The 26165-nt window shown below is 69.8% G+C and carries 19 protein-coding genes, 1 pseudogene and 1 riboswitch; of the genes and pseudogenes, 12 read left to right on the top strand and 8 right to left on the bottom strand.

Annotation, left to right across the window (positions count from 1 at the left end; translation table 11 throughout):
* The first annotated feature begins 359 nt into the window (after positions 1–359).
* Entirely contained in the window at positions 360–1415 is a 1056-nt protein-coding gene (locus OG259_RS37220) for a substrate-binding domain-containing protein (RefSeq protein ID WP_328946270.1), read from the top strand.
* Between the two features lie 1033 nt (positions 1416–2448).
* Here OG259_RS37220 and OG259_RS37215 read toward each other — a convergent pair.
* From OG259_RS37215 to OG259_RS37205, 3 genes and pseudogenes are all read right to left on the bottom strand, one after another.
* On the bottom strand, positions 2449–4560 hold the full coding sequence (locus OG259_RS37215) for an alpha-galactosidase (RefSeq protein WP_328946269.1): 2112 nt from the start codon (positions 4558–4560) through the stop codon (positions 2449–2451).
* Positions 4561–5090: 530 nt separating this feature from the next.
* Positions 5091–6003, bottom strand: a protein-coding gene (locus OG259_RS37210; protein ID WP_328946268.1) for an IS5 family transposase whose coding sequence is annotated in 2 segments (ribosomal slippage) — positions 5091–5117 and positions 5119–6003 — 912 coding nt in all. Because the reading frame shifts where the segments join, the coding sequence is not laid out codon by codon here.
* A gap of 1081 nt (positions 6004–7084) precedes the next feature.
* A pseudogene (locus tag OG259_RS37205) lies at positions 7085–7264 on the bottom strand (pirin family protein); the annotation flags it as partial.
* Positions 7265–7348: 84 nt separating this feature from the next.
* Here OG259_RS37205 and OG259_RS37200 point away from each other — a divergent pair.
* Positions 7349–7768 (top strand): NTP pyrophosphohydrolase, encoded by a 420-nt coding sequence (locus OG259_RS37200; protein WP_328946267.1) that lies wholly within the window; start codon positions 7349–7351, stop codon positions 7766–7768.
* Positions 7769–8021: 253 nt separating this feature from the next.
* On the opposite strand, the gene OG259_RS37195 is transcribed toward OG259_RS37200, so the two are convergent.
* The 3 genes from OG259_RS37195 to OG259_RS37185 form a co-directional block, all read right to left on the bottom strand.
* Complete coding sequence (locus OG259_RS37195; RefSeq protein ID WP_328946266.1) at positions 8022–8663, bottom strand: tyrosine-type recombinase/integrase; 642 nt, start codon at positions 8661–8663, stop codon at positions 8022–8024.
* Complete coding sequence (locus OG259_RS37190; protein ID WP_328946265.1) at positions 8660–9157, bottom strand: hypothetical protein; 498 nt, start codon at positions 9155–9157, stop codon at positions 8660–8662. The genes OG259_RS37195 and OG259_RS37190 overlap by 4 nt, the downstream gene beginning before the upstream one ends.
* A 627-nt stretch (positions 9158–9784) precedes the next feature.
* Positions 9785–14200, bottom strand: coding sequence for a hypothetical protein (locus OG259_RS37185; RefSeq protein WP_328946264.1), 4416 nt, complete (start codon positions 14198–14200; stop codon positions 9785–9787).
* A gap of 446 nt (positions 14201–14646) precedes the next feature.
* Here OG259_RS37185 and dhaK point away from each other — a divergent pair, with 446 nt between their 5' ends.
* From dhaK to OG259_RS37140, 9 genes are all read left to right on the top strand, one after another.
* Entirely contained in the window at positions 14647–15639 is a 993-nt protein-coding gene (gene dhaK / locus OG259_RS37180) for a dihydroxyacetone kinase subunit DhaK (RefSeq protein WP_328946263.1), read from the top strand.
* Between the two features lie 26 nt (positions 15640–15665).
* On the top strand, positions 15666–16313 hold the full coding sequence (gene dhaL, locus OG259_RS37175; RefSeq protein WP_328946262.1) for a dihydroxyacetone kinase subunit DhaL: 648 nt from the start codon (positions 15666–15668) through the stop codon (positions 16311–16313).
* Positions 16310–16729 carry a PTS-dependent dihydroxyacetone kinase phosphotransferase subunit DhaM gene (locus OG259_RS37170; RefSeq protein WP_328946261.1) on the top strand — a complete coding sequence of 140 codons (420 nt, stop codon included), beginning with the start codon at positions 16310–16312 and terminating at the stop codon, positions 16727–16729. Before dhaL ends, OG259_RS37170 begins: the two co-directional genes overlap by 4 nt.
* Before the next feature lie 38 nt (positions 16730–16767).
* A riboswitch (cobalamin riboswitch) is annotated at positions 16768–17002 on the top strand.
* A 29-nt stretch (positions 17003–17031) separates the two neighbouring features.
* On the top strand, positions 17032–17730 hold the full coding sequence (locus tag OG259_RS37165) for an energy-coupling factor ABC transporter permease (RefSeq protein ID WP_328946260.1): 699 nt from the start codon (positions 17032–17034) through the stop codon (positions 17728–17730).
* Positions 17727–18170: an energy-coupling factor ABC transporter substrate-binding protein gene (locus OG259_RS37160; protein WP_328946259.1), complete on the top strand. Its 444-nt coding sequence runs from the start codon at positions 17727–17729 to the stop codon at positions 18168–18170. Before OG259_RS37165 ends, OG259_RS37160 begins: the two co-directional genes overlap by 4 nt.
* 6 nt (positions 18171–18176) lie before the next feature.
* A complete protein-coding gene (cbiQ, locus tag OG259_RS37155) occupies positions 18177–18926 on the top strand; it encodes a cobalt ECF transporter T component CbiQ (RefSeq protein ID WP_328946258.1) in 750 nt (249 codons plus the stop codon).
* Positions 18923–19810 carry an ATP-binding cassette domain-containing protein gene (locus tag OG259_RS37150; RefSeq protein WP_328946257.1) on the top strand — a complete coding sequence of 296 codons (888 nt, stop codon included), beginning with the start codon at positions 18923–18925 and terminating at the stop codon, positions 19808–19810. Before cbiQ ends, OG259_RS37150 begins: the two co-directional genes overlap by 4 nt.
* Positions 19811–19974: 164 nt before the next feature.
* Entirely contained in the window at positions 19975–21990 is a 2016-nt protein-coding gene (locus OG259_RS37145) for an NADPH-dependent 2,4-dienoyl-CoA reductase (protein WP_328946256.1), read from the top strand.
* 32 nt (positions 21991–22022) lie between these two features.
* Entirely contained in the window at positions 22023–22559 is a 537-nt protein-coding gene (locus tag OG259_RS37140; protein WP_328946255.1) for a PadR family transcriptional regulator, read from the top strand.
* 95 nt (positions 22560–22654) lie between these two features.
* Here the strand turns inward: OG259_RS37140 and OG259_RS37135 are convergent, their stop codons facing one another.
* The gene (locus tag OG259_RS37135) at positions 22655–23044 is read right to left on the bottom strand and encodes a hypothetical protein (protein WP_328946254.1); all 390 of its coding nucleotides are present in this window, start codon (positions 23042–23044) and stop codon (positions 22655–22657) included.
* A gap of 197 nt (positions 23045–23241) precedes the next feature.
* On the opposite strand from OG259_RS37135, the gene OG259_RS37130 reads away from it, so the two are divergent.
* Positions 23242–24639, top strand: a complete 1398-nt coding sequence (locus OG259_RS37130) for an NAD(P)/FAD-dependent oxidoreductase (RefSeq protein WP_328946253.1) — start codon at positions 23242–23244, stop codon at positions 24637–24639.
* A gap of 149 nt (positions 24640–24788) precedes the next feature.
* Here the strand turns inward: OG259_RS37130 and OG259_RS37125 are convergent, their stop codons facing one another.
* Positions 24789–26129 carry a DUF2252 domain-containing protein gene (locus OG259_RS37125; RefSeq protein WP_328946252.1) on the bottom strand — a complete coding sequence of 447 codons (1341 nt, stop codon included), beginning with the start codon at positions 26127–26129 and terminating at the stop codon, positions 24789–24791.
* Positions 26130–26165: the final 36 nt, after the last annotated feature.

Here is a 26165-nt window from a genome sequence, read left to right as displayed (position 1 = left end):
ATCTCCCCCACGCTGAGGATCCGGGCGGAGAGCCGCCGTCCAGCCGGCCGAGCTCGGCCCGGCTGGACGCCCTGCTGGCCACCGCTCGCACCACTCCCAACGGTCGCCCCCCGACTGCCTGAGCCCCGCAGGAACCCCGGAAGGTCTGCTACAGGCAAGGCCGTCGGAGCCGGAGGCGCTGTCACCCTGCCAAGCCATGGCCCCCGCGCGTGTGCCGGAACTCGTCGGCTCGGCACCCCGGAGGGGTCACGGAAAGATGCTCCAGCACTTCGATCGAATGATACAAATTGATCCAGACACAAATTGATCCAGACATTGGTACCGCGTGTCGCGGTCGAGCAAGGACAGGGAGGGAAGCCATGACGATCACGGCCGAGGAACGCCGGGCCCGGATCCTTGACGCCGTACGGGAACTCGGCGCGGTTCGCGTGGTGGATCTGGCCGAACGGCTCGGTTTCCCTGCGGTCACCGTGCGCCGGGATGTTGCGGCGCTCGCCGACATGGGGCTGGTGCGCCGATCGCACGGGGCGGTCTCGGTGCCGGTCAGTGAAGGCTCCGACAAGCCCACGGGGCGTTCCCGGGGCGTCGGCATGCTCGTCCCCACGGTCGGCTCCTACTTCGACGAGGTGATCGCAGGCGCGCGCTCGGCCGCTGCGGCCAGCGGCACCCGTCTGGTGCTGGGGGTCGCCGCGTACGGGACCTCGGGTGACCGTGCGCAGGTGGAGCAGTTGGTGCAGTCCGATGTCGACGGCCTGTTGCTCACCCCGGACTGGATGGTGGACAGCGACAGCGAGGACGGCGCCTGGCTCTGCGACCTGCCGGTGCCCACCGTTCTCGTCGAGCGCCGCGCAGCCGCCGGTAGTGCCTGCGCCAAGCTGGACGGAGTCTCTTCCGACCATCGGCACGGCGTCCTGCTGGCCCTGCGCCACCTGGCCACACTCGGCCACAGTTCGGTGCTGCTGGCAGCCCGCACGGACAGCTGGACGGCGCACCAGGTGCGTGCGGGGTACGAGGAGTGCGTCCACCGGCTGGGTCTCGAGCCCCAGCCGGTGATCGACATCCGCCGGCCCGGGGCCGACAGCGACGCGGTCGCTGCGCAGATCGCCGAAGCCGCCGCCGCGGGTGTTCGGGCCGTGCTGGTGCACAACGACCGGGACGCCATCCAGCTCGCGCCGCTGCTCCGCGCGCGTGGTCTGGAGGTGCCCGACGATGTCGCCCTGATCTCGTACGACGACGTGTTCGCGGCCCTGGCGGCACCGCCGCTGACCGCCGTCTCGCCTCCGAAGCGCGCGGTGGGCGCGGCAGCGGTGGACCTCCTGCTACGCCGCCTCGAGAGCGGCTCGTCGCTGCCCACGCACCACGTCGAACTGCTGCCGGAACTGAAGATCCGTGCCTCCTCCGACAGCGCACGCTGACAGCTCGTCACACCGGCCAGGCAGGACGGTCACCTCCGGTCGTCCGAAGTCCTACGCGTGCCGAGACCGGCGTCACCAGGAGCACCGCGCCGACCCTGGGAACCGCCGCGCCCACCGGAATGGGCGCCCAGGCGCGGTCTGGACCACGCTCGGACGCCCAAGCTCCAGGCAACGGCCGCCACGGGATTCTCCGTCCGCCGGAAGCGGACGAGGAAGGCGCTACCGCTGTGTCACACCATGTTGGAGGCGGGCTCGGTCACGAGGAGAACGGCGGTCTCCCGAACCACATCAGGGAGCCGCTGCTCGTACACCCCACGGGTGGAGCACCGGCACCGGCACGGCGTCGGCGGACATGCCACAACCAGGAAGCAGGCGCACGATCACTTGATCGCCTGAGGTGATAACGCCCTGAAGGTAGATCGATGCAGTGGCGGGATATGCAAGGGCGGGATCGAGCGGTGCTCGGTACGTGCCCATGGGACGGTGCGTGACCTCAGCAGGCCTGTGGGCACGGTGGTTTCGCGGTCCCCCGGCCAGGCACGTGGAGGTTGAGGCACTGACCGGCGTGGCGACCTCCCACGGCTCCGGCTCCCGCCGTCGGCGCCGCTGTCAGGCCCTCTCCGGCAGGCCGTGAGCCGGCACGCCGGCCGGGACGATGCCAGCTGGCGGCGATCGGCCGCTTGCCTGGGACGGCAGTCACGTAGCCGATCCGACGTCGCTCCAGCTCGGTGCTCGGGTGCGGGCCGCCGCCGCAGGCCACGTCGCCAGCGTCCGTAGGCCGCCCCGGCTGGGTGACGCTTGCATCGGTGCACTACCGCATCAGTATCAGAGCCACCCCCTAACGGCCCCGACCGCGCCGCCGATCATCAGAATGCGGAGCACCGCCAGATCGACGTCGTCGATCTGGCGGTGCTCGCGAACCGCGGGAATCGCTCCCACGGCAATGAGGAACGGGTCCGGTCAGACAGTCATGGGCATTGCCCGCACTCAATGGACTGTCGGGGCTCGGGGGACCCGCCCCCGGAGAGGGCGGTCAGGTTACCTTGATGGCGAAGACGCGCACGCTCGGCGCGTTCGGCAGCGTGATCGACGCCAGCGACTTCCCGGACGCGATCGACACCGACTTCGTGTACACACAGAACCCGGTTCCCAGGTCCGCCGGGCCACGGGTGTCATTGCGCCCGAACACCCTGAACGCGACCGTCGCCGGGTAGTTCGTCGCGGGCGCGCAGTTCCAGCTGGGGAAGCCCCACGTCGACGTGCTGGACGTGCCGTCGCTGTAGTTGAGGCGTATGGTCCCACCGGCTTCGCCGCTGCCCGAGGCGCCGAGGAAATTCACGGTCGAACCGTTGTACGCATAGTCGATCGTCTGCCCGAGCGGCTTGACAGAGTCGAAATTCCCGGACGTGGTGTTCGGCCAGGTGTACCCGACGCCGCCGACCGTGACAGTCTGCCCGGCCTTGACGCTGAGCGGCGTTCCGTTCGGCAGCTGGGCGTTGCCTGCCAGCCGGTCGGACGACAGGGTACGACCACTCGCGTCCCAGGTGCCCGCGGTCGGCGCGTCACCGTCGGTGATCGCGGTGGCGTTGCGGGCGACCGAGCCGCCGAGCCCAAAGTTCCACCCGGTGTACGCGGCCGTAGGAGCGACCTTCAGGCGGTACATGGCCGTCGAGCCCGCCGGCACGGTGACGCTGAAGCCGCCGGCCGCGTCGATGGACGACACGTCGGGTCCGAGGATCGTCGAGAGCGTGAACGTCTTCGCGGATGTCCCGATCACCGAGCCCCACGTCGTGGCGGTGACCGGCGCCGTCGCCGAACGGTTCATGATCGCGACGGCGTAGTCGCCGTTGCTCAAAGGCTTGGCGAATACGTCGTACCCGGTGCCCCGGGCCACCCGCTTCGCCGGAACGGCCAACGCGTCCTGTCCCACCGCGATCAGGTCGGCCTTCTTCATGAGGTTCGCCTGCGTGGCCGAGATCGCGCCGCTGGCATTGGAGTTGCGCACGATCGCGACCATGTGGCTGTTCTGCATCGCCCACATCGCATAGCCACCGAGCTTACTGTCGCTCGTCAGGACGGAATCATCGAAGTACAGCCGGTCGGGGTCGAGGAAGTGGCCCTGCTTGCCGTACGAGCGCATCTGCTCGACCATGTCGACGAGCCCGATGGTGCCCGCCCAGCTGGTGGCGCCGACGTCACCACCGATGCGGTAGGCGTGTCCGGCCGGTCCGATGCTGTTCATCATGCGCTGGTACAGCGGCGTGTCGTAGGTGTCGTTCTTCCAGTTCGCGTACGCCGGCGCGGAGATGTTCAGCACCATCGACCGACGCTTGGCGGGGTCGGCGTCCGTCTTGATGGCGTTGATCGCGGCGGCTGCCCGGCGCGCCGACTCGATGGCCGTGTTGATCTCGGTGTCGCTGTCGAGAACGGTGTAGCAGCACTTGTTGCTCGTGTTCGGCTCACCGCAGTAGTCGAGTTTGATGTAATCGGCGCCTACGCTCGCGAGGAACTTGAAGTCCTTCTCGAAGTTGTCGTAGCTGCCCGGAGCGGCGGTCGCACGCCCACCCGAATCGCACATGTACTTGCCACCGCTGGCGTAGACGCCGAAGAACATCCCCTTGCCGTGCAGGTAGTCGCCGACGTCCTTCAGACCGTTGGGATACTTCGTCGGCGACGGGATGAGGTTGCCGGTGGCCGTGTCGCGCCCGTCCTTGCAGTTCGGCACGACGGTGGCATTGGCGTCCCAGTCCGTACAGTCACCCCGCACGGCCCATGTGTCGTCGAACGAGACCGTTTTCCAGCCCAGATCGCGGAGACCGGTGGAGACGGCGTCATCGGCCGTCTTCTTCAAGCTGGCCGCTGTCGTGTTCCGCCAGCCCTCCGAGCGCAGGATCATCCTCGGCGTGGTGGCATAGGAGTGGTCGATGTTCACCGTGTCGCCCGGGACGGGCCGCGACAGCCCGGCCGCCGGTTGCGCCGTCGTTGTGACGACGGTGGCCAGGGTTGCTGTCGCGGTGACCACGGCAGCGGCCAGCCGACGGGCTCGGCGAGGCCCCGCGACACCTCTCCGCTGGTGAGTGGGTGCGTCCATGACTGGGGTCGCGATCACCGCCGCGAGCGAGGCGACGCGCTGGGATGGGGCCACAGGGAGCTCCTTGATGGTCGATGAAGAGTGCGAGGGCGGGTAGAAGCGAGCCCTTCGCAGTCTCGGGTTCCAGGGGAGAGGTTCCGCCGCTGGGGCGCGACTGAGCCGACGGTCGAACTGCGCTGGCTTGGGCGATGTCCAGTCGGCGCAGCTATCCGGCGGTTGTTAGCGTGCATCATGTGACCGCGCCAGATCAGAGTCAAGAGATTCGAATCGAATGACCATAACTCGATCATTTGATCAGCAGGCTTGGGTCGTGACGAGGGACCACAAGGGCGGCTACGGCCGCTTCCGCTTCGACGCCACGGCGGCGCCGAAACCCGGGCCGGGACACGTCATCGCGGTGCAGGTGAACGACGCCGATGTCTCGGGTGTGGCACCGTCGCGCGGCACCTTCACCCGTCTCGGCGGCCTCTACTGCAACAGCCTGTACGCGAGCGACCCGTTGTCGGTACGGATGATGGACTACCCCGCGCCGGGCGTCTCGCTTGAATCTGCGGACCAGCAGCCGGCGTCGACCCGGGCCCTAGCTAGGGGCTGTCTGACAAATGATCACCCGGCGGGTTCGCGGAGCCACAGGATCAGAGCTGCCACGACGACTCCAGCCCGGTAGCGATCGGCGAGCTTGTCGAACCTTGTCGCGATCGCGCGGAACTGCTTGAGACGGGCGAAGCATCGTTCGACCACGTTGCGGGCGCGGTACATGTCCTCGTCGAAGGCGGGTGGGCGACCGCCGTGGGTTCCACGTCGCCGGCGGTTGGCCATCTGGTCGCAGCGTTCGGGGATCGTGGCAACGATGCCCCGGCGCCGCAGCAGGTGGCGTATCGCCCAGCTGGAATACGCTTTGTCGCCCAGCACCCGCGCCGGTGTCGTGCGAGGTCGGCCCGTAACGGCGCGCAGGATGCGGATGCTGTGAAGGACCTGGCCGAAGGCGGTGGCATCGTTGACGTTGCCGGGCGTGAGCACGATGGACAGCGGGAGGCCCCGGCCGTCGACGGCGAGGTGGACCTTGGTAGTCAGCCCGCCCCGGGACCGGCCGAGGGCCTGACGCGCCTGCGAGCGGCCCGGATCTTCTAGTTCGTCCCCGTCTGCGGCCCCTTTTTTGCGGGCGCCGGCCGCGTGCTGGTGGGCCCGGTTGATCGTGGAGTCGACGGAGACGGTCCACTCCACCCGGCCCACCGCGTCGTCGCGGACCTGGACGTGTTCCAGCAGCTTCGCCCAGGTCCCGTCCACTTCCCAGCGAGCGAACCGCTCGTAGACGGTCTGCCAGGGGCCGTACCGCTCGGGCAGATCGCGCCACGGAGCCCCGGTCCGCAGCCGCCACAGCACCCCGTTGACCACCTGCCGGTGATCACGCCACGGACGACCACGCCCATCCACCCGCGGCAACAGGGGCTCTATTCGCTCCCACGCCGCATCCGTCAACTCACCTCGACCTGCCACAAAATCAATGATCAGAGTGCTCGTGCTCGGACTCCCGCGCGGGGTCCGTCACGAAACGGCTCAGCCGGTAGGTGGCCGGCAGCGCCAGGCGCCCGCACAGCGTGTCGATCCGGATCATCGACCCGTCGACTCCTGCCTCCCGAAGACGACACAACCGCGTACGCATCTCCGCCTGGTCCCGAGTCTCAACGACCACTTCCCACTGTCCCGCGTCCGACGCGGTGCGAGCAGCAAGCCGCTGCCGCGCGTCCTCTTGCCGCCGCCTTCTCTTCCCCTGTCCTGGCACCTGCCCAGAATCACTGGCCCGCGTCAGGACGGCAAGGCAATTGGACCGAGCACGCACATCCCCGCTCGGTGATCATTCGCCAGACAGTCCCTAGTGGCGCCAGACCCCTGCGGGGTAAGTCCCAGGAGGTGCCCGCGAACTCTCCGGTGTTGAAGCAGCGCGCCCAGGTAACCACGGTGCCGCCGACTCCCTGTGCGCCCAGCTCAATCTGGAAGGCGTCGACGGACAGGTGCCCCCTCCTGGGCTGGAGCGGAGCTCTGGGCCGTACTGGTTCGCGTAGGCCTCCATGTCCTCGGAAAGATCCGATGGAACTCGGCCGATCAGACGGATTCCTTCGTGCGTGACCCCCTGCGGGCCGAGTCGTCCATCGACCAGCAGGCATGGCCTCCGCCGGTCGGGTGGTGGAGACCTACGAGACCGGGCAGGGCAGACGCCACGTTGTGGAATTCCTACAGGGCCACCGAGATCAGGCCGTAGTCCTCCTCCGGTCTCCTCGGAGCTCAGCATGGACGATCCACCTGCCACACCCCGGCCGTGCCCCTCCGCCTTGACGTGGTCTCCCGCCCAAGCATCCGCTCAGCCGCGAGGGAGCATGCAACTGACTGACGAACCGTCATCAAAGTCAGCATTGAGTCAGCATCCGTCCGACTGAAGCTGACCACAGATAGTCAAACCTGAGAGTCACGACCCGCAGCGGAGGCAGCCAAAGGAAGGCGCGGACACATTCCGCCCCGGAGGCAACCGGAAGCGAATGGCCGCACCGACACACCGCCACGCAGAACCGAAAGTTGCAGATCAGCGCACCCTGCCCCGTGGCTTCAGCGGCGTAGCGGGGAGTTCCGGGGCGTGAAGCGGACCGCCGTCGTAGCCCTTCACCTCACCGAATCGTGAGCCGTTCATCCAGTCCGAACGGGCCTGTCCGATATCCTCGTTCGAACGCCCGATGAAGTTCCACCACATGACGATCTCCTCCTCGCGGTACGAGTGGCGGTTCCTCGCCTGTCCGGGAGTGGTCGTCGTGTGAGGGGCACCGGATGGTCGGGCTGACATCCTGGGGCCATGAATGCTGAGGATCTGTCCCTTCGTCCTCTACTGGTGGTGGACGGGGCCAACGTCGTAGGGTCGGTGCCCGACGGCTGGTGGCGCGATCGGCGTGGGGCCGCCGAGCGGTTGCGTGACCGGCTCGCCGCGGCCGGCGGTCCGGTCGACGGGCCGTTCCCCAGTCCGTACGAGATCGTCCTGGTCGTCGAGGGCCGTGCTCGGGGCGTTGCCTCCGCACCTGACGTGCGGGTCGAGGAGGCTGCCGGCAGTGGCGACGACCTGATCGTCGAACTGGTCCGGAGCGCGAACGGCCGACCGTGCCTGGTGGTCACGGCCGACCGGGAACTGCGCCTGCGCGTACAGGAGGAAGGCGCCCGCTGCACGGGCCCCCGCAGTCTCCCCCCGACGCCAGGTCAAGGGCTTCAGACCACCGCATGACCGTCGAGCTGCGGCTGCGATGAAACCGCAGCTCATGCAGCCTGCTGCCCGCCCACGCGAGGGTGGTCCGGCGGTAGCTGGGTCGCGAACTACTCCCCCGCGCCTGTGAAGATGGGCCAAGAAACTACGCGACCCCACGCGTCACCCGGCCGCTGCACTGCCTGCGTCACTCGCATGTGACGCACCTGGTCGAGTCCGGATACGACCCGTTGTTCTTCTCCTATCGAAGAGTCCTTCGTACTCCATGCATTCCTCAGGCTGCTTCCCAGAGGCCGGCGTCCAGGATCCGGGCGGCCTTGGTGATGCTGCCCGACATCAGATGCCGGTAGGTGCGATACATCTCTTCAATGGACTTGTGCCCCATCCATTCCGCCACGTCGGTGATGGGGATTCCGCTGCCGAGGGCGTTCGAGGCGAAGTAGTGCCGGAAGCCGTACATCCCCACCCCCTCCTCCGGCGGAAGGTTCTTGAAGAGCGCCTTCACCCGGCGCCGCTCCATGCCCTCCGTGAAATAACCGCCCGGGCCGCGCAGCAGGTAGCCCTTTTGCATGGTGCCGTGCTTGGCCGTGTACCGCTCGATCGCCTCCCGCACCGACCGCGGCAGCGGCACCTCCCGGAACTCCCCCACCTTGCGGTGCTTCAGTTTCGCCGGCTTCAGCGTGTTCGAGTGGATCTGCTCGCGCACCCGGTACACGTCCTGCGCCACGACATTGTGGACGTTCACCGCCCGCGCCTCACCATTCCGCAGGCCGCGCCCCGTCATCATGACGATCTCCAGCGCAAGGTCCTCGTCGGCAACCTTCAGCGCCTTTTTCACGTAGCCGAGGGACGGGATGGCGACCGTTGCCCGCACATACTCGGGTTCCTGGACTCCCTTTACCGGGTCGTCCATCATGGCCCCTTGGCGTACGCGTCCCGCAGGATGGTCTTGAGGATCCGGAAGATGTTCACCTGGTTCCCTCGGCCGACCCCGTCGTTCTCCATCTCGTCCAGGAAGCGCTCGACCACCATCGGCGTGACCGAGTTCAGCTTGCGCGATCCAAGGCGGGGGACAACGTACACGTTGATCGAGCTGTCGACGTGCTCACCCGTGGAGTAATCCGTCACCTTGCGCTGCCGGGGCCGCCACTGCTTCGCGTACTCCTCCACGGTCAGCTGACCTAGTTCCCGGCGGGCCGCCGCCACCGACGGCGCCGTCGTCGTCTTCTCCGTGTAGAGCTGTGTGAGGCGTTCGATCGCGTCGTCCTGCGTGCCGTAACCGGACTCCTCACGCTGCCGGCCGAGCGCGTCCCGGAAACGGATCATGTACGGGTGAGGGCAGCGGGTCGGCTTCGCGCAGGCGCAGCCCTTGAAGAAGGGCCCCATGCCGCGGGCGAGCTGTCGGACCATGTGTCGGACCATCCGTTCCAGCCCAAGAAGCGTGCTCAGGCGCCTTGCTGCGGGTCGGAGGTCAGCAAGCGGGGACACAGCGGGGACGCGTGCTGACCGTTTGCTGACCTGAGGGGGGCACATGATGCCCCTGACCTGCGGCGACGCCAAATAGTCAGATCTTGGACTTGAACAGAGTACGCAGCATCGACGCACCTCTAAAATTGGTTTCCCTCACCCTGTTTTTGTAGGTCATAGGATGTTTCCTCAGGCACAACGAGGCGCAGATCCGGGCAGCGTTCCCCAGGTTCTTGGGGACTCAAGCTGACCGCTTGTCGCCTGCCCTTACGCTTCCTCAGCCAGCGGCAGAGGGCTTACCCACCTCCAACCCCATACGGAGGACTCCACAAGTCACGCAGCGCTTCCCTGGAGGTGCTCCTGACCACCGTGCCTCCGATAAGCGCCGACGGAACTGCCGCATCTTCTTATGCCGACGAGGGGAGTCTGTGGAGGGCACAGGGTCCCCGAGCGGGTCGGCGGCAGCGGGCGGAAGGAGCAAGCGGTGGTCGGCCGTGGTTCCGGGCGTTCCAGCCTCGGTGGCCAATTCCTAGTTCCGGGCGTCAGCCAAACGATCACGTGGCGATGAGGTCAGCGTTCACCTTCCAGCGCAGCGTGAAGACCTGGGACGTCGGCCCGGGAGAGGGCGTCGATGATGTCCAGACAACGGCTGCGCATGGAGGGAGGGCTTTGGCGGTACAGCCGCAGGACCGCCGTCACCACGTAGCGGCCGTGAGCCGCATGACGAGTTCGGATGTCGGCCATATCGGCGCCCGTCTGGCCGACGATGTGCTCGCAGGCGTGCAACGCCGCCGGCGGGAGGGGGCCGGTCGCGTCGTGGAGTGCGAAGGCGAGCTCCCCCACGTTGGCGGGGGAAGCCTTGCTGGCGATGAACGCCTGGACAAGCTCGTCGGCCTGGGAGGGAAGCAGGTCGAAGGCGTGCCTCATCACGGCCGATGCGTTGTTGCGGACCTCTTCGTCCTCATCGTCGAGCAGAGGCAGGAGACGTGTGTAGTGGTCGGGGTTGCTGGCGAAGATCCTGGCCGCGCCACGGCGGGCCATGGTGTCCAGCTGCAGCACCGTGGTGGGCAAGCCCGGCGTACCAATTCCTTGGAGCGTCACCACGGCCCAGGTCTGTCCTGCGAGCTCCATCGTCTGCCGTGGACCATGGAGGGCCGCGTCAAGGTGGGGGGCGAATCGTGCGGGGTCGCGGGCCAGAGCTCCGATGAGCAGGCGCTGGGTCGTGTGCGCGTTGTGGACGTTGAGGTCCTGGTGCGTCATCAGCTGGTCCGCGGTGTCCAGCGCGGTCTGCGGATCGTGGTTCATCAAGGCGCGGACGGCTTCGGCGGCGCAAACGCGGACGGCGAGTACGGGGTCGGTGGCGAGTCGGAGGGTGAGGGGTCTGACTTCGGGCAGGTGGCGGGCATCGTGGAAGAGAAGGCTCGCGCACGTGATGGCTGCCTGCCCCCGGGTGGCGTTCAGACCTGCGGTCAGCAGATCGGTGCGGGTGCCTTCTGCGTCCAGGTCGCGGGTGTCCCGCTCGGGGCTGGAGGCCGCCGCGTAGCTCGTGAGGAGGGGAAGCTGGGCGGAGGTGAAGCGGTCGGGCGTGGCCTGGAGCGCACGGCACACCGTGGAGCCTGCCTCTTCGCCGAGAGTCCGGTGGGTGTGGAGGACCAGCTTCTCCCATGTCCCACTGTCCAGATGGGGTGCGGCTGCTTCCACGATCGCGCACAGATACGCCCCGGGCATGTCGGGCCCGAGGGTGAGGGCGAAGGCGGCAAAGCGCGAGGGCTCCTGTCCGGCTCGGGTGCGGAGCGTGCCGGCGAGTTCGCGCGCGCCGCCCTGGGGCGGCCACGACCGCTCGGCCCGGGGCTTGGCGTACTTGTCCAAAGCGCGACGCCATTGTTCGTCAGTCATGTGCGCCGCCGCATGGTCGCTGATCGGAGAAGCGGCCCACGCGGTGACAACCCCCGAAGGCGGGGACGGGGTGGCTCCGGGGAACCTCCGTTCCAGCTCGTCGAGCCTCCGTCGAACCTTGTCGCTGCAACGTACGGGGTCGATCGCCGACAGCAGTTCGTACTGGCCCCAGCCGCAACGGCTGGGGTCTCCCTTCACTCTTCGGCGCTGCTCCGTCGTCGGGTAGTACCCGAGAAGCACTTCGACCAGATGGTCAAGGGTGTCGTCGGTGCAGTCGGCCGTGGCGGCCGCGATGAGTTCACGAGAGGCCCAGCGGGAACTGTCGACCCAGCCCAAATGGAGGTTTCGCTGGTCGCTGCAGAGCCAGTCGAGCGCCTCGTCAGCCGCCCCCAGGGTGGTGTACAGGCGGCAGGTCAGGAAGCGGGCGATCTCCGTTGCCGATCCGCTCAGTCTCGTCAAGGCGTCGGCCGCGGCGGCCGGGTCGGTGGCCGGCAGGGCGCGCAAGGCGGTGTCAAGGGCAGTGAGCAGCTCGGCACCGACGCTGCTGCCGTCCCGTTGTCGGTACAACCAGCGACTGCCTGACCGCCCGTCGAAGGCCTCGTCGGACTCTGCTGTGTGAAGTACGAAGGACAGGATGTTGTCCACGTACGCCTTGGGCGCGGCCTCCGCGATCTGGGACAGGACGGTGGCCGCGGTCTGCGAGTGGGCCGCGAGGTACTCGCCCCCGAACGGCTTGCGGCTGCTGTCGGGAAGCTCCCGGGTCCGTGCCCGGTCCAGGTAGGCGCCGACGAGCCTGGCTACCGGAACGGGGGCGGTCTCGGGGAGGCCGTAGAGCAGCGACCAGAAGTCGCTGTTGTTCGCGATGGGGCCGCGGGCCTCGTCGGCCTGTCCTGTCCGGATCAGGTCGACAGCCAGGTCGACGAGGCCGGGAGCGAGGGACCACTCCATGAGCCTGAGGAGACGCCGTCGCCACTCGGGAGTGGTGCTGATGCGGGGGCGTACCAGCTCTGTTGCCCGCTCTGGCCTGTGCCGCGCCGCGATGAGCAGTTCGGCGAACGCGGCATCGACGGTTTCGGCAGCGGCCAGCCAGCGTTCCCACCTGCCGTCGTGATCCGCGGCATCGAACCAGGCGGGCAGCGCCAGCAACCGGCGCACCTTACGTGCCACCGGGCTCGCGCCCCAGGCGAACGGTTCGATGGCCAGCCAGTCCGCCGGCGTCGCGTCAAGCTGCGCGAGAACGGTGGTGATCACGTCGTGCAGGTGGGAGCGGATCCGGGTGGAGCCGAGCAGCCGTGTCGTGGTCTCACGGAACGGGTCGCGGTCCGTGCCGGCGAGGTGCTCGAGGATCTGGCGGGTCTGTGCCCGTCTGAAGAGGTGCTGTCCGGAGTCGGCCAGGAAGTCGTGGATGTCCCTTCCGGTGGTGAGGAAGGAGCGGGCGAAGAGGTAGTCGAAGTAAGTCTCGTGGAAGAAGCCGATGCGTTCCTCGTCGCCCACCAGGACCCCCTGCGACTTCAAGGCCTCGACATCCTCCAGCGCATAGCTGTCGAGAACAGCGAGGGGCGCTTGCAGGCTCTCCCGTTCGCTCATGAAGGCACACAGAGCGCCGACGATGCCCTGCCAGTCGAAGCGTTCCCTACGGGCTCCGACGCGTCTGCGCACCTCCTTGGTGTAACTGCCGTAGAGCTGCTGCAAAGTTCGGTAGGACACTGCGCGGGCGGCAGGGGGGAGGGTGCTGAAGACCGCCAGGTGCAGAGGGGTGCGCAATAGCTCCAGCGTCACCGGGCTCAGGCTGTCGGGATCGTTCCCACTCGCGGCGAGTACGGCACGCACTGACTCTTCGGTCAGCTCCCCCACTGGGAATCTCGCCGCTCGTGCGTCCGCCGTAATCAGTCTGCTGAGCCTGCCGTCCTGTTCGATGTCGACGGTACGGGCCACCAAGAGCACCTTGATGTTCGGCGCGACCGAGAGTTGAGCGAGTACACCCTCAACGGCCTCGAAAGCATCCGCCATGCGACCGCTGTACAGACTGACAGCGTCCAGCTGGTCGATGACGAAGAGCCCTGGCCTTCCATCGGCGACTCCGGGCAGCAGGATCCCGGGCGAATCCTGCAGATTCATCATGGTGCCGAGATCTCTTGCCGTTCGCACCGACAGATCAGCCTGGTCCATACGAACAGCGGCGATCGGCCACCCCTGGTCTGCGAGGCGTTCCAGTACATCCGCAACAACCGTCGACTTACCCGAGCCCGCCCGTCCCTCGCACAACACGATCTGCGGACCGTTCTCCGCCACCAACCGACCGTACAGCTGGTCGAGGTGAGGACGCGCGGCCAGTCCGAGGATGGGTGCTGTACCACGCACGCGCCGCAGGAACCCGTCCTTGGTGTCCGCCAGGGAATTGAGCGTATTGCTGTCCCCGGCCAACAGCCGGAGTCGAACTCCGTCAAGAGAGAGCAAGTGGTTACGGATCTCGGACCCGGTGAGCCACTTGTGGAGGTTGTCGTCCAGGTATCCGCTCAGCTGCCTGACGATTCCCTCAGGATTCCCTACGAACAGTTGCTCGTAAGTGAGGTGGACCAGTTGGCGCAGGTTCTCCGGCGGGTAGTGCTCCACGTAGGCGGACCGGAGGTACCGCCAGGCGGTCTCCCGGGCTACGGGTCTGCCGTCATCGGCCCAGGTGCCGCACAGGACCGTGAAGTCGCTCCCTTGGGTGTCGGTGAGAATCTCTTCGAACTCGGCGAGGGTGACAGCGGCCCTCGCACGGCCGGCGAGGTCGTGCAGTCTGGGCGCCCCGGTCGAGAGAACGAGTCGCACTTTCCTGCCGCCGGCAAGGTGGCCGGACACGGCCGTGAGAAGGGCTGCCGCGGATTTCAGCGTCCATGGCCCCTTCGAAGCCACGTCCTTCACCTGATCGCACCAGGTCTCCCCCTTGGCCACGAGCTGGAACTCGATGCCCTCACCGGCCTGTCCCGGAGGCTCAAGACGGATCCGCGAGGCCTCTCCGCGCAGAAGGTCCGCAACCTTCAGCGCGGTCCACCAGTCCTCGTATCGGTTACCTGCTTTGTCCGCCGCCCCGCCCGACAGCCCCATCGCGCATCACTTCCCCAGGACGCCGCAACGGACTCCTCACCGCGGAGTCCACGGCCACGAACTGTATTGCCTGCCGGCTCATCCGTGGCCCGTGTTTCGAGCATGCATCCCCACACGGCGACTCGCCATCCAGTCGGTCGCCGCCGAGCCCTAAGGCGCCACACGAAACCTGCCGACAGGGATCGGCCGCTTCCTGCCGCGACGCACCGGTGCACGACCCCACCACCCATGCCGATAATTGCGCCATCATGCACGAATGCAAAGAGCATCCAGCACAAGCCAGACCTGACATGTAGTCAGGGAAGTCAGCAACAGGTCAGCATCAGTACCGCGCGAAACCGCCCCCGGGCGCCATGAACCGCCAAGATCAATAACCGGCCTCACCCATTCTGACCTGCGAAAAGCCTGCTCAGTCACATGCCTGCTAGTCTCACCAGGAGGTATCCGTGAGGATGCTGATCAACGTTCCCGAGACCGTCGTCGCCGACGCGCTGCGCGGAATGGCCGCTGCTCATCCCGAGCTCACCGTCGACGTGGAGCGGCGGATCGTGGTGCGGCGGGACGCGCCCGTGGCGGGGAAGGTCGCGCTGGTGTCCGGGGGCGGGTCCGGGCACGAGCCGTTGCACGGGGGGTTCGTCGGGCCCGGGATGCTGGCGGCGGCGTGTCCCGGGGAGGTGTTCACCTCCCCGGTGCCCGATCAGATGGTGCGGGCCGCGGCCGTCGTCGACAGTGGCGCCGGGGTGCTGTTCGTCGTCAAGAACTACACCGGCGACGTACTGAACTTCGAGATGGCCGCCGAACTCGCCGAGGACGAGGGCATCCAGGTCGCCAAGGTGCTGGTCGACGACGACGTCGCCGTCAAGGACAGCCTGTACACGGCGGGCCGCCGCGGGACCGGCGGCACGCTCTTCGTGGAGAAGATCGCGGGCGCAGCCGCCGAGGAGGGCGCACCCCTTGAGCGCGTGGAGGCGATCGCCCGCCGGGTCAACGAGCGCTCCCGGTCCTTCGGCGTCGCGCTGAGCGCGTGCACCACCCCCGCCAAGGGCAGCCCCACCTTCGACCTCCCGGAGGGCGAACTGGAGCTGGGCATCGGCATCCACGGCGAACCGGGGCGCGAGCGCCGGCCGATGATGACCTCCCGGGAGATCGCGGACTTCGCCGTCGACGCCGTCGTCGAGGACCTCCGCCCGTCGGGCCCTGTCATCGCCCTGGTGAACGGGATGGGCGCCACCCCGCTCCTGGAGCTGTACGGCTTCAACGCGGAGGTGCAACGCGTCCTCGGCGAGCGGGGTGTGCCCGTGGCCCGGACCCTCGTCGGCAACTATGTGACCTCACTCGACATGGCCGGCTGCTCGGTGACCCTGTGCGAGGTGGACGAGGAGCTCCTTCGCCTCTGGGACGCGCCCGTGCAGACGCCCGCGCTGCGCTGGGGCCGGTGAGACGAGGGATGGGAGAGGACAGCGACATGACGGAGACCTCCACCGTGGACTTCGGCGCGGACTTCCTGGTGCGGTGGCTGGCCGCGGTGGCCGAGGCCGTCGACCGGGAGGCGGACCGGCTCACCGAGCTGGACTCGGCGATCGGCGACGCCGACCACGGCACCAACCTCAGGCGCGGGTTCGCCGCCGTGACCGAGACCCTGGCCAAGGAGCCGCCCGCGACGCCGGGCGCGGTGCTCGTCACCGCCGGCCGGCAGCTGATCTCCACCGTGGGCGGCGCGTCGGGGCCGCTGTACGGCACGCTGCTGCGCCGTACCGGCAAGACGCTGGGCGACGAGGAGCGCATCACCCGGCTCCAGTTGGCGGAGGCCCTGGGCTCGGGTGTGGCCGCCGTGTCCCAGCTGGGCGGCGCGCAGGTGGGCGACAAGACGATGCTGGACGCGCTCGTTCCGGCCGTGGAGGGCCTGCGGGGCTCGTTCGGCGCGGCCCGTGCCGCCGCCGAGGAGGGCGCCCTCGCGACCGTACCCCTGCGGGCTCGCAAGGGCAGGGCCAGCTATCTGGGCGAGCGGTCGGTGGGGCACCAGGATCCGGGGGCCACGTCCTCGGCGCTGCTGTTCGCCGCCCTGGAAGAGACCGCGGGGGCGGGGACCGCGCGTACCGAGGGGGCGTCATGAGTGGCGGGACCGGCGCGGGTTCCGTCGGCATCGTGCTCGTCTCGCACAGCGCCGCCGTCGCCGCGGCGGTGGCCGAGCTGGCCCGTGGGCTCGCCGGCGGCGGTGACCTGGCGCCGGTCCTCCCGGCCGGCGGGACGCCGGACGGTGGGCTGGGGACGAGCTCCGAGCTGATCGCGGAGGCGGCGAAGGGCGTCGACCGGGGCGTCGGAGTGGCGATCCTGGTCGATCTGGGGAGCGCGGTGCTCACCGTGAAGGCGCTCCTCGCCGAGGGCGACGAACTGCCCGAGGGCGCGCGCCTGGTGGACGCGCCGTTCGTCGAGGGCGCGGTCGCCGCGCTGGTCACGGCGAGCGCGGGCGGGGACCTCGACGCGGTGGCGGCGGCGGCCTCGGAGGCGTACGCCTATCGCAAGGAGTGACTGCGCGCAGTGAGCGAGGGGCCGCACCGGGTGGCGACCGTGTTGTGATGTACCTGGTCAACGCACTAATGTCGCAGGGCCTTGGTGTACGGGAAACCGGTGCAGTACCGGTGCGGCCCTCGCCACTGTGATCGGGAGGTCCGGCTCCACCCCTGCGGGAAACACCCGCGGGGAAGCCACTGGACCACGACGGGGAATCGTCGTGGTGTGGGAAGGCGGAGTCGGACCGGCATGACCGTCAGCCAGGAGACCGGCCAGGGTGCGTTGTCCATCCACGAGGTGCTGGAGAGGGTCTCCCAACCATGCATATAGCCGAGGGGTATCTGCCCCCTGTGCACGCCGCCGCCTGGGGCGTCGCGTCCGCGCCGTTCGTCGTCCACGGGGTTCGCGCGCTGACCCGCGAGGTGCGGTCGAATCCCGAGTCCACCCTGTTGCTCGGCGCCTCGGGCGCCTTCACTTTCGTTCTGTCGGCACTCAAGTTGCCTTCTGTCACCGGTAGTTGCTCACACCCGACCGGTACGGGTCTGGGCGCGATCCTCTTCCGGCCGCCGATCATGGCGGTCCTGGGGACGATCACCCTGCTCTTCCAGGCCCTGCTGCTCGCCCACGGCGGACTGACCACGCTCGGCGCGAACGCCTTCTCGATGGCGATCGTCGGGCCCTGGGCGGGGTACGGGACGTACGTACTGCTCCGCCGGTTCGGTACGCCCCTGATGGTGGCCGTCTTCTTCGGTGCGTTCGTCGCCGACCTGTCCACGTACTGCGTGACCAGCGTCCAGCTGGCGCTCGCCTTCCCCGACCCGGGCAGCGGGATACCCGGCGCCCTGGCCAAGTTCGGCGGGATCTTCGCCGTGACCCAGATTCCGCTGGCGGTGAGCGAGGGCCTGCTCACGGTGCTCGTGATGCGGCTGCTCACGCAGTCGAGCAAGGGCGACCTGATCCGGCTCGGCGTCCTCGCCGGGCGCAGGACGGACCGACGCGAGGAGGCGGCCGCGCGATGAGCCGGAACGCGAAGATCAACGCCCTGCTGCTGCTCGTCGTCGCGGCGCTGGCGGTCCTGCCGCTCGTGCTGGGGCTCGGGGACCACAAGGAGGAGCCCTTCACCGGGGCGGACGCGGAGGCGGAGACGGCGATCACGGAGCTCCAGCCGGACTACGAACCGTGGTTCAGTCCGCTGTACGAACCGCCGTCCGGAGAGATCGAGTCGGCGCTGTTCGCCCTGCAGGCGGCCCTCGGTGCCGGTGTCCTGGCGTACTACTTCGGTCTGCGGCGCGGCCGTCGGCAGGGGGCGGCCCAGGCGGAGGCTGCCGGGACGGCCGGCACGACACGGGCGGATGACGCTGCTCAGGCGGCCGACGCCGCTGTGACCAAGGCGCCGGAGAACGGCAACGGCCCGGGTTCCGTGTCGGGTGCCGTGTCCGCCGGCGGACAGGACGCGTAGCCGCCGATGTTGCCGATCGACGCGGCGGCGCACAGCAGTCGCTGGCGCCGCCGTCATCCCGCCGAGAAGGCGCTTCTCGGCTTCGGTCTGACGTTGTGCGCGGTGGGTCTGCCGCCGTGGCCGGGTGCTGTTCTCGTGGCGACGGCCACGCTCACGGTGCTGCTCGGGCCGGCCGGTGTGCCGGGCCGGGCGCTGTGGCGGGCGTTCCGGATCCCTCTCGGGTTCTGTGTCACGGGCGCGATTCCGCTGCTCTTCGAGGTGGGCGGCCCCCGGGGGCTCGTGGCCCTCGCGCCGGGCGGTCCGGTGCAGGCGGGCGAGCTGCTCCTGCGGACCGCTTCCGCGTCGCTCGGGGTGCTGTTGTTCGCGTTCACGACGCCGGTGTCGGACGTCCTGCCCCGGCTCGTACGGGCCGGGGTGCCGGCGCCGGTGGTGGACGTGGCGCTCGTGATGTACCGGATCATCTTCCTGCTGCTCGACTCGATGTCCAAGATCCGGCAGGCGCAGGCGGCCCGCCTCGGGCACACCACGCGGGCGGCGACCTGGCGTTCCCTCGCGGGCCTCGGCGCGACCACGTTCGTACGGGCCTTCGACCGGGCACAGCGCCTGCAGTCGGGGCTCGCGGGACGCGGGTACGACGGGACGCTGCGGGTCCTGGTGCCCGCGTGCGCGATCTCCCGCCGCTTCCTGACCGCGTCCGGCGCCCTGCTCGCGGGGCTCGTCGCCCTCACCCTCGTACTGGAAAGGTTCCTTCCGTGACGTCTTCGACGCCCACGACGCCTCCGCCCCCTCCGGCACCCGTCGTGGAGCTGGTGAACGCGGGCTTCGCCTACGAGGACGGGCCCGCGGTCCTGTCCGGTGTGCACTTCGCGGTGGCCGAGGGGCGGGCGGTCGCGTTGCTCGGCCGCAACGGCAGCGGCAAGACGACGCTGCTGCGGCTGCTCAGCGGCGGCCTGCGGTGCGGGAGCGGGTCGCTGCTCCTCGACGGGGTGGAGGTGGCGTACGACCGGAAGGGGCTGACCCGGCTGCGGACCACCGTGCAGCTGGTGGTGCAGGACCCGGACGACCAGCTGTTCGCCGCGTCGGTCGGCCAGGACGTGTCGTTCGGTCCGATGAACCTCGGCCTGCCCGAGGAGGAGGTTCGGCTGCGGGTCCGGGAGGCGCTTGAGGCGCTGGACATCGTGGCGCTCGCGGACCGGCCGACGCATCTGCTGTCGTACGGGCAGCGCAAGCGGGCGGCGATCGCGGGCGCGGTGGCGATGCGTCCCCGGGTCCTGATCATGGACGAGCCGACGGCAGGCCTCGACCCGCACGGGCAGGAGCGGCTGCTCGACGCGCTCCGGAGGCTGCGGGAGTCCGGCACGACCGTGCTGATGGCCACGCACGACGTGGATCTGGCGCTGCGCTGGGCGGACGAGGCGGCGGTGCTCGCTCCTTCGGGACTGCGGACGGGCCCGGTCGCGGAGCTCCTCGCGGACGACGCCCTGCTCGACGAGGCGAGGCTGCGACGCCCCTGGGGCACGGCGGTGGCACGGCTGCTCCGCTCCCAGGGCCTGCTCACCGCGGATGCCGCGGAGCCGCGGACGCCGGAGGAGCTGGACGCCTGGCTGGGGGCGGCCGCGGCGCCGCACGGTGCCGAGTAGCGACACCACGGGCCGCCACCCGCCGCGCTCTGCTCGCCACTCACCGCCGACGCGCTTGCTACCGAGTAGTAGACATCACGTCCCGAACCTTCTGCAACTAGTTGCACAAAGGGGGGAGGTCACCTAGAACTGAGGCTGACGTTCCTGCGCGAGGAGGCGCCCGCATGACCCCGTACCCGCACCTGCTGAGCCCGCTCGACCTCGGGTTCACCACCCTGCCCAACCGGGTGATCATGGGGTCGATGCACGTCGGCCTCGAAGAGACCGAGCACGGCTTCGAGCGCATGGCCGCCTTCTACGCGGAGCGCGCCCGGGGCGGCGTGGGCCTCATCGTCACCGGTGGCATCGCGCCCAACGACGCCGGTCGCCCCTGGGACGGCGGTGCCAAGCTCACCACCACGGACGAGGTCGCCGAGCACCGGCTGATCACCGACGCCGTGCACGAGGCCGGTGGCCGCATCGCGATGCAGATCCTGCACTTCGGCCGGTACGCGTACCACCCCGCCCTCGTCGCGCCCAGCGCGATCAAGGCCCCCATCAGCCCCTTCGTACCGAACGAGCTGACCGACGCCGAGGTCGAGCAGACCGTCGAGGACTACGCCCGCTGCGCCGAGCTGGCCAAGGAGGCCGGGTACGACGGCGTCGAGGTCATGGGCTCCGAGGGCTACCTCATCAACGAGTTCATCGCCGCCGCCACCAACCAGCGCACCGACCGCTGGGGCGGCTCCTACGAGAACCGCGTCCGCTTCCCGCTGGAGATCGTCCGCCGCATCCGCGAGCGCGTCGGCGAGGACTTCATCCTCGTCTACCGGCTCTCCATGCTGGACCTCGTGCCCGGCGGCTCCACCCTGGAGGAGGTCGTCCAGCTCGCCAAGGAGATCGAGGCCGCCGGGGCCACCATCATCAACACCGGTATCGGCTGGCACGAGGCGCGCATCCCCACCATCGCCACCTCCGTGCCGCGCGGCGCCTACACCTGGGTGACGAAGAAGCTGATGGGCGCGGTCTCCGTGCCGCTCGTCACCAGCAACCGCATCAACACCCCCGAGGTCGCCGAGGAGATCCTCGCCGACGGCCGCGCCGACCTGGTCTCGCTGGCCCGCCCCTTCCTCGCCGACCCGGACTTCGTCGCCAAGGCCACGGCCGACCGCGCCGACACGATCAACACCTGCATCGGCTGCAACCAGGCCTGCCTGGACCACACCTTCAACCTGAAGATCACGTCCTGCCTGGTCAACCCGCGCGCGTGCCACGAGACCGAGCTGGTCCTCTCCCCCACCCGCCGCGCCAAGCGGATCGCCGTCGTCGGCGCGGGCCCGGCCGGCCTCTCCTGCGCGGTGTCGGCGGCCGAGCGCGGCCACTCCGTGACCCTGTTCGACGCGGCCGCCGAGATCGGCGGTCAGCTGAACATCGCCAAGAAGGTCCCCGGCAAGGAGGAGTTCGACGAGACGCTGCGCTACTTCCGCGTGCAGCTCGCCGAGCGCGGGGTCGACGTCCGCCTGAACACCCCGGTCGCGGCCGGCGACCTGGACGACTTCGACGAGGTCGTCGTCGCCACCGGCGTCTCCCCCCGCACCCCCGGCATCGCGGGCGTGGACCACCCGAGCGTCCTCAGCTACCTGGACGTGCTGCGGGACGGCGCGCCCGTCGGCGAGCGGGTCGCGATCATCGGCGCGGGCGGCATCGGCTTCGACGTCGCGGAGTTCCTCACGGACGGCGGGGAGGGCGCGAGCCAGGACCCCGAGACGTACTTCCGCCAGTGGGGTGTGGACACCTCGTACGAGAACCGGGGCGGACTGCGCGCGCCCGAGCGCGGCGCGCCGCCGCGCCAGGTGCACCTGCTCCAGCGCAAGGAGTCCAAGGTCGGCGCCGGCCTCGGCAAGACCACGGGGTGGATCCACCGCACCGAGCTGAAGCACCGGGGCGTGGCGATGGTCGCGGGCGTGTCGTACGACCGGATCGACGACGAGGGCCTGCACGTCACCATCGGCGGCGAGCAGCAGCTGCTGCCCGTCGACACGGTCGTGCTCTGCGCGGGCCAGGAGCCGCGCAGGGACCTGTTCGAGGAGCTGGTGGCGGCGGGCCGCGTGGCGCACCTGATCGGCGGCGCGGACGTGGCCGCCGAGCTGGACGCCAAGCGGGCCATCGACCAGGGCACCCGGCTCGCGGCCACCCTGTGATCACCGTGGCCGGCCACTTCTAGGATGCGTCCATGTCCCTCCCGCACGCGATCCTCACCGCGCTGCTCGAAAAGCCGTCCTCCGGCCTCGAACTGACGCGCCGCTTCGACAAGTCGATCGGCTACTTCTGGTCGGCCACGCACCAGCAGATCTACCGCGAGCTGGGCAAGCTGGAGCAGGCGGGGCACATCCGTGCCCTGCCCGCCCCGGTGCCCGTACGGGGGCAGCGCAAGGAGTACGAGGTGCTGCCCGCGGGGCGGGAGGAGCTCGGCACCTGGGTGGCGCGGTCCGAGGACCCGAAACCGATGCGTGCCGCCCTCCTCCTGCGCATGCGGGCGGCCGCGGTGGTGGGCGCGTCGGGCCTCCGCACCGAACTGACCCGCCACCTCGGCCTGCACCGGGAGCAGCTGGACGAGTACCTCGCGATCGAGACCCGCGACTTCCCGACCGAACGCCGTACCTCGGAACCCGACCGGCTGCGCCATCTCGTCCTGCGGGGCGGAATCGAGATGGAACGCTTCTGGGTGGAATGGCTGACGGGCGCGCTGGCGGAACTCGGGACGGAGTGATGTCCGGTGCGGGACCTCGCGGCACCGGCCCTGGTCCACCGCGCAGTCCCTGGGGTGTCCTGCCGATCGGACCTGTCTGATCGGCAGGACACTCTCTAGGCGAACCAGAGGGAGCCGTGCCGGTGCCGTGCGGGAGGTACGTCCACGGTTTCGGCGGCGCTCAGGGTGAGGACTCCGTCCGGGGTGTTCACGAGGCGCAGGAGGAGACCCGCCTGCGTGCGCAGGCGCATCCGCGCCCCGCGTTCCTGCTGGGCGGACCACCGTGCCACGTCGGCGTCCCGGTTGAAGCGGGGCCATCGGTAGACGGCCACGCTGCGGCGGATCGCGCGCGGGCGCGGCCGGCTGCCGCCATGGGTGGCCTCGGAGAGGCAGGCGGCGCTGTAGCGGAGATCGCGCAGGACGAGGGAACGCCAAGGGCCCCCCGGTGCGGTCTCGTTCGCGGGCCAGCGGCGTGAGCCGGGGATGTGGTGTGCGGTGCGTGCCATGGGGCTCCTCGGTCGGCACCGCCAGGGAAGTCCTGGCGGGCTACCTGAAGCCCGTGGGTCCGATGCGGCGTTCACATGCCATGCGCGTCACCCTAGCCGCGGGCCCGTGCGGCCGAAACCGTGCGGCCGTGTCACCCCTTGGCACGTACCGGCGTGGATACTGGACCGTTGAAGTTCCACGACATGAAAGGGCGGGTATGGCCGACGACTTGGGGCACCGTGCGACACGTCACGCGGTGGTCATCGGGGGAAGTCTCGCTGGACTGCTTGCCGCTCGGGTGCTGGCCGAGCACGCGGAGAAGGTGACGGTCGTCGAGCGCGACCGGCTCCCCGAGGGCCAGGAGGCGCGGCCGGGCGTCCCGCAGGGCCGGCATCTGCACGTGCTGATCGCGGGTGGGCAGCGGGCGCTCGACGAGCTGCTGCCGGGGTTCATGGACGAGTTGACCGACCTCGGGGCGCCCAAGGTGGGTGTCCCCGAGGACATGGTCCAGTGGCAGAACGGCAAGTGGTACAGCCGCACGCCCGCGACCGCGCACTTCTACACCGGCTCGCGCCCCCAGCTGGAGTGGCTGGTACGCCGGCGCGTCCTCGCCGACCCCCGGATCGAGCTGGTCGAGGGCACCGAGACGGTGGGGCTCGTCGGCGACTCCTCGCGCGTGCGGGGCGTGCGGCTGCGCGAGCGCGGTGCGGGAGCCGACAAGCAGCCCCGTACGCTGACCGCCGATCTGGTGGTGGACGCGTCCGGGCGGTCCACGAAGGCCGCCGACTGGCTCGCGGGCATCGGCGCGGAGGCCCCGCACGAGGAGACCCTGGACACCGGTCTCGCGTACGGAACCCGCGTCTACCGTTCCCCGGAGGACCAGCCGGGCACCGACGCGACCGGGTACTACATCGTGCCCAACCCCGACCAGGTGTACGGCGGTGTCGTGCTGCCCCTCGGCGACGGGCGTCACCTGGTGACCCTTTCGGGCCTGCGGGGCGACGAACCGCCCACCGACGAGGGCGCGTTCGAGGAGTACGCGAAGCGGCTGCCGCACCCGGTGGTCAGCGACTGGCTCGCTCGGGCCGAGCCCGTGTCCCCGGTGTACGGCTTCCGCAGGACCGCCAACATCCGGCGCCGGTACGACCGTCCGGGGCGCCGCCCGGCCGGATTCCTGGCCACCGGCGACGCACTGTGCGCCTTCAACCCGATCTACGGGCAGGGCATGGCCGTCGCCGCGCTCAGCGCGGTCGCACTGCGCCGGGCGCTCTCCGACACCAAGCGCACCCCGACCACCCGCACCGTGCAGCGCGCGCTGCTCGACGCCTCCCGGCAGGCCTGGGACATCTCGGCGGGCGCCGACAAGAAGATGCCCGGGGCGACCGGTGACGCGGCACGTCCTGGTCCGATGGACAAGGCGGTCGGCTGGTACCTGAGCCGGGTGCAGGCGCGGGCCGCGGGCGACCCGGTCGTAGGCACGCCCTTCCGCGCGGCTCTCACCCTGACCGCCCCGCTGACGAGCCTCTTCGCTCCGTCGGTGGCGCGGGCTGTGCTCTTCGGCCCGGAGGCCGAGACACCCGCGGAGCCGCCGCTGCGAGGCAGCGCCGGGTCGTAACGGCTGCGCGTACGGTCGGGCCGGCGCCGCGCCATGGGGCCCGGGCCGACCGTACGACGACCGCGACTTCCGCCCGCTCCGAGCCAAGCCCGGCACCGGCACCGGCACCGGCACCCGATCAGGCCCTCGGCGACGCCGCCTGTGCCCGTTCAGGCCCCCGGCGCAGCCGCCACCATCCCCGCCGCGATGGCCCCGCCGAGCGCCGCGTAGTCGTCGGCGTTCTGGCCCGCGTAGGCGAGGGCGAAGTCGGCGACGGCTCGGTCGAAGACGTCCGAGCCGCCGAGATAGGCCGCGATCCCGATCCGGTCGCCCGAGCGGGCGTGGGCGCGGGCCAGGGCGCGGCCGCAGAGCGCCGCATAGTCCCGGAGCAGGGCCGGGGACATGCTCTCCACCTCCGCCGAGCCCTTCATGTCGCGCAGCTGGCGCCAGTAGAAGTGGCGTTGTTCGGGGCCGGTCATCCAGCCGAGGAAGATGTCGCTGGCGGCCTGGGTGAGGCGCTGCCCGGAGACGACACGGTGTCCTTGGTGGGTGAACGTACTCGCCGGCAGGTACTCCTCCAGGGCGGACTTCCCGGCCTCCTTGATCTGGAGGATGAGCGGGTCTCCGTCGTCGCGGCCTTCGAGGAGGAGGACGAAGCAGCGGGTGCCGACGCTGCCGACGCCGACGACCTTTCGCGCGGCGTCGACGAAGTGGTAGCGGTCGAGGAGGACACGGCGTTCCTCGGCGAGCGAGCTGCGGTAGTCGTTGAAGATCTTGCCGAAGGTGACCCGGTCGAGGTCCGTGGCCCGTTCCAGGAGCGGCGGGTCGTCGACGATGTGCCGCGCCCCGGTGGCGTCGGTCTCGGTGAGCTTGGTCAGGACCTGGAGGCTGGTGCGGCGGCGGGCGCCGGCGAGCCGGTGCACGAGGCGGGCCCGGTCGTCGCGGCGGACGAGGGGGACCAGGTCGTCGGCGGCGATCCGCTCGTACCAGACGGCGAGCTCGCCGAGTCCGGCGAGCCGGCGCATGGCCGTCCGGTACGCCTCGGTGGCGACGAGGGCCGCGCGGTGGGCCTTGGCCTTGCTGCTGCCGTTCTGGAGGGCGGCGACGGTGATGCTGGCGGCGAGCCGCTTCACGTCCCATTCGAAGGGTCCGGGGAGCGTCTCGTCGAAGTCGTTCACATCGAAGAGGAGCGTCCGTTCGGGTGAGGCGTAGACCCCGAAGTTGAGGAGGTGGGCGTCGCCGCAGAGCTGGACGGTGAGCCCGGTGTGGCGCTGGGCGGCGAGGTCGGCGGCCATGACGGCCGCGGCGCCGCGGAGGAAGGCGAAGGGGGAGGCCGACATCCGGCCGTACCGGAGGGGGACGAGGTCGGGCAGCCGGCCCGCGGACTCGCGCTCCAGCACGTCGATGGGGTCGGGGCGCTGGGAGCTGGGTATCCAGCGGCCGTGGGAGGAGCGGGGGACTCGCTTGCGGGCCGCCCTGCCCCGTGCGGCGCGCTCCGAAGGTGTCGTCATCCGGCCTCGCCCACCTTTCCCGTCGCTGTGGTCTCG

The sequence above is a fragment of the Streptomyces sp. NBC_00250 genome (assembly GCF_036192275.1).
In the GTDB taxonomy this organism is placed as follows: Bacteria; Actinomycetota; Actinomycetes; order Streptomycetales; family Streptomycetaceae; genus Streptomyces.
Note: the sequence above shows the minus strand (reverse complement) of the source record. Positions and strands in the feature narration are given on the sequence as shown.